This is a genomic window from Georgenia sp. 311 (assembly GCF_006151955.1).
In the GTDB taxonomy this organism is placed as follows: Bacteria; Actinomycetota; Actinomycetes; order Actinomycetales; family Actinomycetaceae; genus Oceanitalea; species Oceanitalea wutianyii.
Genome location: NZ_VDFS01000023.1, coordinates 5,364 through 10,644 on the forward strand (window position 1 = coordinate 5,364; position 5,281 = coordinate 10,644).

At 73.8% G+C, this 5,281-nt stretch carries 5 protein-coding genes; 1 reads left to right on the forward strand and 4 read right to left on the reverse strand.

Features of this window, described 5'->3' with window-relative positions; genetic code table 11:
• On the forward strand, positions 1–1,380 hold a 1,380-nt coding region (locus FHE66_RS04030), incomplete at its 5' end, for an ATP-dependent helicase C-terminal domain-containing protein (RefSeq protein WP_304364097.1).
• 9 nt (positions 1,381–1,389) lie between these two features.
• Here FHE66_RS04030 and FHE66_RS04035 read toward each other — a convergent pair.
• From FHE66_RS04035 to FHE66_RS04050, 4 genes are read right to left on the reverse strand one after another with little or no spacing between them, the layout of a single operon-like run.
• The gene (locus FHE66_RS04035; protein ID WP_139071708.1) at positions 1,390–2,463 is read right to left on the reverse strand and encodes a mechanosensitive ion channel family protein; all 1,074 of its coding nucleotides are present in this window, start codon (positions 2,461–2,463) and stop codon (positions 1,390–1,392) included.
• Between the two features lie 14 nt (positions 2,464–2,477).
• The gene (locus FHE66_RS04040; RefSeq protein WP_139071709.1) at positions 2,478–2,780 is read right to left on the reverse strand and encodes a YciI family protein; all 303 of its coding nucleotides are present in this window, start codon (positions 2,778–2,780) and stop codon (positions 2,478–2,480) included.
• Positions 2,781–2,805: 25 nt separating this feature from the next.
• Positions 2,806–3,330: a DUF779 domain-containing protein gene (locus tag FHE66_RS04045; protein WP_139071710.1), complete on the reverse strand. Its 525-nt coding sequence runs from the start codon at positions 3,328–3,330 to the stop codon at positions 2,806–2,808.
• Positions 3,331–3,390: 60 nt separating this feature from the next.
• Positions 3,391–4,956, reverse strand: coding sequence for an aldehyde dehydrogenase family protein (locus FHE66_RS04050; protein ID WP_139071711.1), 1,566 nt, complete (start codon positions 4,954–4,956; stop codon positions 3,391–3,393).
• Between the last annotated feature and the right edge of the window lie 325 nt (positions 4,957–5,281).

Below are 5,281 nucleotides of genomic sequence, written 5' to 3' on the forward strand. Positions count from 1 at the left end.
GCCGTGTGGGGCGCACCGGACGGCGTCGGCCTGGCCCTGCTCGACCCGCCCCCGCCGGCCGCCGCCACCGCGGCCCGCTCGGTCCTCACCGACATCGGCGCGCTCGCTCCCGACGGCACCGTGACCGAGCGCGGCCGGGCGATCGCCGCCGTCGGAGCCGACCCACGCCTGGCCCGCGCCCTGCTCGACGGCGCGGCCGCCGTCGGTCCGCGCACGGCGGCCGAGGTCGTCGCCCTGCTCGCCGAGGACGCCGGGCCGCAGGACCTCGACCTGCCGGCCGCGCTGCGCCGCGCCCGGGCGGGCGGGCGGTCGGCCTGGCGCCGCGAGGCCGACCGGTGGGAGCGCCTGGTCACCCGCTCACGGCAGGACGCCGCCGCGGGAGGCCCCGGCGGCGCCCCGCCTTCTCTCGACCTCGCCGTCGGGCTGGTCACCGCGCTCGCCCACCCCGACCGGATCGCCCGTCGCCGTCCGGGGTCGGAGGTCTACCTCATGGCCGGGGGCGCCGGCGCGCGACTGCCCGCGGGCGGGCTCGGCGGCGCCGAGTGGGTCGCCGTGGCCGACGCGACCCGCACCCCGGGGCAGCCCGACGCCGTCGTCCGGGCGGCGGCGCCCGTCGACGAGGCGACCGCCCGGGAGGCGGGGGCGCACCTGCTGCGCACGAGCGATGACGTCGCGTGGCGCTCCGGCCGGCTCGTCGCCCGGCGGGTGGAGCACCTGGGTGCGATCGAGCTGTCCTCCGAGCCGCTCGCACACCCGCCGGCCGACCTCGTGGCCGCGGCGGTCCGCGACGGCCTGCGCGCCGAAGGGCTCGGCCTCGTCCCGTGGCCCGCCGGCGCCCTCCTCCTGCGGCAGCGACTGGCGTTCCTCCACGCCGCGCTCGGTGACCCGTGGCCCGACGTCTCGGACGACGCTCTCCTCGCCCGGGTGGGGGAGTGGCTGGGTCCGGACCTCGCCGGGGTGCGCGGCAGTCGCGACCTCGCCCGGCTCGACACGACGAGCGCGCTGCGCAGGCTGCTGCCGTGGCCGGAGGCCGGACGGCTGGACGAGCTCGCCCCCGAGCGGGTCACCGTGCCCACCGGCTCGGCGGTCCGCGTCGACTACACCGACCCGGCCCGCCCGAGACTCGCGGTGCGCATCCAGGAGGTCTTCGGCTGGCGCGGCGCCCCGGCGCTGGCGGGTGGCCGGGTGCCGCTCGTGCTCGAGCTGCTCTCCCCGGCCCGGCGCCCCGCCGCCGTCACCGCCGACCTCGCCGGCTTCTGGCGTACCGGCTACCCGCAGGTGCGCGCCGAGCTGCGCGGGCGCTACCCCAGGCACCCGTGGCCGGAGGACCCGGTCACGGCGCCCCCCACGACCCGGACCAAGCGGCCCGGGCACGGCTGACGCGGCGGCTCAGCCCGCGACGTCGGCCGCCGGCTCGTGGTCCGGGCCGTACGGCGGCAGGGTGACGCGCCGCACCGGCAGCGCCTGCGGGTCGTTGTCCCGCAGCCACACGACGAGGTGCTCCCGCACGGCGCAGCGCAGGGTCCAGTCGTCGTCGGTGTTCGCCGTCGTCACGAGCGCGCGGACGGTGACGTGCCCGCCGGTGGAGTCGGTGACGAGGAGCGACTTCCCGCGCTTGTCCCACGCGGGGTGCTGCTCGACGAACGCGTCGAAGGCGGCCCGCATCCGCTCGAAGTCGGTGCGCCAGTCGAGCTCGAAGTAGACGACGCCGGTGACCGTGTCGCCGGTCCGGCTCCAGTTGATGAACGGCTGGGTGGTGAAGTACGTCGAGGGCAGCACCTTGTGCCGCTCGTCCCAGATGCTCACGACGACGTAGGACAGCGTGATGTCCTCGATCGTGCTGTACGTGCCGTCGACCTCGACGATGTCCCCGATCCGGATCGCGTCGGTGAACGCGAGCTGGAGCCCGGCGAAGAGGTTGCCGAGGCTGCTCTGCGCCGCGATGCCGACGACCACCGACAGCAGGCCGGCGGAGGCGAGGATCGTCGTGCCGATGCGCTCGACCCCGGGGAAGGTGAGGAGCGCCATCGCCGCGCCGACGACGATGAAGCCGGCGTTGACGAGGCGCCGGATCAGGAGCATCTGGGTACGCGTGCGGCGCCGGTCACGGTCGTCCTGCTTGCGGGCGACGACGCGGCGCTGGGTCTGCTCGAGCCAGGCGAGCACGATGGTCGCCGCGAACCAGACGCCGCTGACGATGATGGCGATGAGCAGCACGTGCATGCCGACGTCCCGCACGGTGCCCGCCTCGGCTGTCGTCCCGAAGGCGATGCGCAGCGCGATGGCGAGCACGAGCGCGCCGAACGGACGGCGCACCCGCAGCCAGGCGGCGTGCAGGCGGGGGGCGCCGCGGTCCGACAGCCGGCGGACGATGACGTAGACGGTGAACATCACGAGCGCGACCGCCGCCGCGGCGGCGAGGAGCGCGATGATCCACCGGAGGAAGGGCCAGAGGTCGTCCATGGGTGCCAGCCGGGTCAGAGCGTCGCGTGCTCGCGCAGCGCCCCCAGGACCGGGTTCCACGGCCTGGCGGTGCGCTTGGTGATGAGGTGCGCCCGGTGGAAGGGGTCCTCGTCCAGCAGCCGGAAGGCGCCGTCGACGTCCTCGGCGAGGACGATGAGGAGGGCGCCGGGGGCGGCGTTGTCCAGCCACGGGCCGGAGGCGAGGAGCGAGCCGGCGTCGACGAGACCGGCGACGAACTCCCGGTGCTCGGGCCGGATCGCGGCGAGGTCGTCGGTGCGGTTCGTGTCGTAGGTGTACTCGACGGCGAAGACGGTCATGCGCACGAGGGTATGTCCTCCGGCGTCACGCGCGCGGGATGGCGCACGCCTCGGCGACCTCCGTGACCACCTGGGGGTGGGTCGCGGCGGGCGGGCGGGCACCGGTGTCCCAGTCCGCTCCGGTGAGGACCGGCTGGCTCTCCAGCGCCCGCAGCTCGGCGTCGTTGAACACCCGGGAGCGGGTGAGGAAGCGGACCCCCTCGGGCCCCTCGACGCTGAACCCGGCGCCGCGGCCGGGCACGACGTCCAGGACGAGCTGGGTGTGGCTCCACGCCCCGAACTGCTGGGCCGAGATCCACACCGGCACGCCGTCCTCGTCGGCGGGCGCGTCGGAGCGCACCTGCCCGGTGAACAGCCGCAGGTCGAGCACGCCGAGGAGGACCTCGCGGTCCCCGACGATGAACTCCCCCTGCGGGTAGCACATGGGGGAGGAGCCGTCGCAGCAGCCGCCCGACTGGTGCATCATCAGCGGCCCGTGCTGGTCGCGCAGCCGGTCGAGCAGCTCGCTCGCGGCCTGCAGCGCCACGACCCGCGGCACCCTGACCTCCATGGTCCCTCCCTCGGGTGGGGGGACCGGGGCCGCGCGCGGCGGCCCCGGTCCGGCGTCGGTCTAGAAGAAGCCCAGCGGTCCCGGCGCGTAGGACACGAGGAGGTTCTTCGTCTGCTGGTAGTGCGACAGCATCATGAGGTGGTTCTCGCGGCCGATGCCCGACTGCTTGTAGCCACCGAAGGCTGCGTGCGCCGGGTACTGGTGATAGGTGTTCGTCCACACCCGCCCCGCCTGGATGGCCCGGCCCGCCCGGTACATCGTGTCCGCGCTACGGCTCCACACCCCGGCGCCGAGCCCGTAGAGGGAGTCGTTGGCGATGGCGATGGCCTCGTCGAAGTCCTTGAACGTCGTCACCGACAGGACGGGGCCGAAGATCTCCTCCTGGAAGACCCGCATCGAGTTGTCACCCTTGAAGACGGTCGGCTGGATGTAGTAGCCGCCGTCGAGCCCCTCGACGGAGTCGACGCCGCCGCCGATGAGGACCTCGGCGCCCTCCTGGCGGCCGATGTCGAGGTAGCTACGGATCTTCTCGAACTGGTCGGAGGAGGCCTGCGCACCGACCATCGTCGTCGGGTCGAGGGGGTGGCCCCGCTTGATCGCCTTGACGCGGGGCAGCGCCCGGGCCATGAACTCGTCGTAGATCGACTCGTGGATGAGGGCCCGGGAGGGGCAGGTGCACACCTCGCCCTGGTTGAGGGCGAACATCGTGAAGCCCTCGAGCGCCTTGTCGAGGTAGGAGTCGTCGGCGTCCATGACGTCGGGGAAGAAGATGTTGGGCGACTTCCCGCCGAGCTCGAGCGTCACCGGGATGATGTTCTGGGTCGCGTACTGCATGATGAGGCGGCCCGTCGTCGTCTCGCCGGTGAAGGCGATCTTGGCGATGCGCGGGTTGGACGCGAGCGGCTTGCCCGCCTCGAGCCCGAAGCCGTTGACGACGTTGACGACGCCGTCGGGCAGCAGGTCCCCGATGAGGGACATGAGGTAGAGGATCGAGGCCGGGGTCTGCTCGGCAGGCTTCAGGACGACGGCGTTGCCCGCCGCGAGCGCCGGGGCGAGCTTCCACGTGGCCATGAGGATGGGGAAGTTCCAGGGGATGATCTGCCCGACCACCCCGAGCGGCTCGTGGAAGTGGTAGGCGACGGTGTCCTCGTCGAGCTGGGAGATGCCGCCCTGCTGGGCGCGCAGCGCGCCGGCGAAGTACCGGAAGTGGTCGATCGCCAGCGGCAGGTCCGCGGCGAGCGTCTCGCGCACGGGCTTGCCGTTCTCCCACGTCTCGGCGACGGCGAGCCGCTCGAGGTTCTCCTCCATGCGGTCGGCGATGCGGTGGAGCACCAGCGCCCGCTGTGCCACGGAGGTGCGCCCCCAGGCCGGGGCGGCCGCGTGGGCGGCGTCGAGGGCGAGCTCGATGTCCTCGGCGGTGCCGCGCGCGACCTCGGTGAACGTCTTGCCGTCCACCGGGCTCTGGTCGGCGAAGTACTGGCCCTTGACGGGCGGGACCCACCGGCCCCCGATGTAGTTGTCGTAGCGCTTCTCGTAGCTCATCAGCGCGCCCTCGGTGCCCGGGGCGGCGTAGACGTTCGGCTGCGGCGCGGCGGTGTCCTTGGCGACGTCGGTCTCGATGGTCATGAGCGAGTACTCCCTCGTGCTCTCGATCTGCCGTGAGTGGCTCGTCGTCGAACCACCCGCCCCCGACGATATGTCGTGGATCACATCCTGGGAAGAGTTCTGGCGGCGCGTGCGTTGACCCCGGGGCGCCCACCATCCCAGGAGGTCACCGTCGTGCCCCAGCAGACCGTCCCCCACCCCGCCGACCTGCCCACCGTCCTCGCCGGCCCCTCGGCCGCGCAGACCGCCGTCGACCCTGTCGCCCCGCCCGAGGCCGAGCTCGAGCGGCAGGTGCGCACCTATGTCGAGCTCGGCTTCCCCGCCCTGCTCGGCACCGACGAGGACG

Coding starts and splice junctions, on each gene's coding strand:
- FHE66_RS04045 (WP_139071710.1), bottom strand. CDS start 3,330: ATGGAGGTCAGGGTGCCGCGGGTCGTGGCGCTGCAGGCCGCGAGCGAG.
- FHE66_RS04040 (WP_139071709.1), bottom strand. CDS start 2,780: ATGACCGTCTTCGCCGTCGAGTACACCTACGACACGAACCGCACCGAC.
- FHE66_RS04050 (WP_139071711.1), bottom strand. CDS start 4,956: ATGACCATCGAGACCGACGTCGCCAAGGACACCGCCGCGCCGCAGCCG.
- FHE66_RS04035 (WP_139071708.1), bottom strand. CDS start 2,463: ATGGACGACCTCTGGCCCTTCCTCCGGTGGATCATCGCGCTCCTCGCC.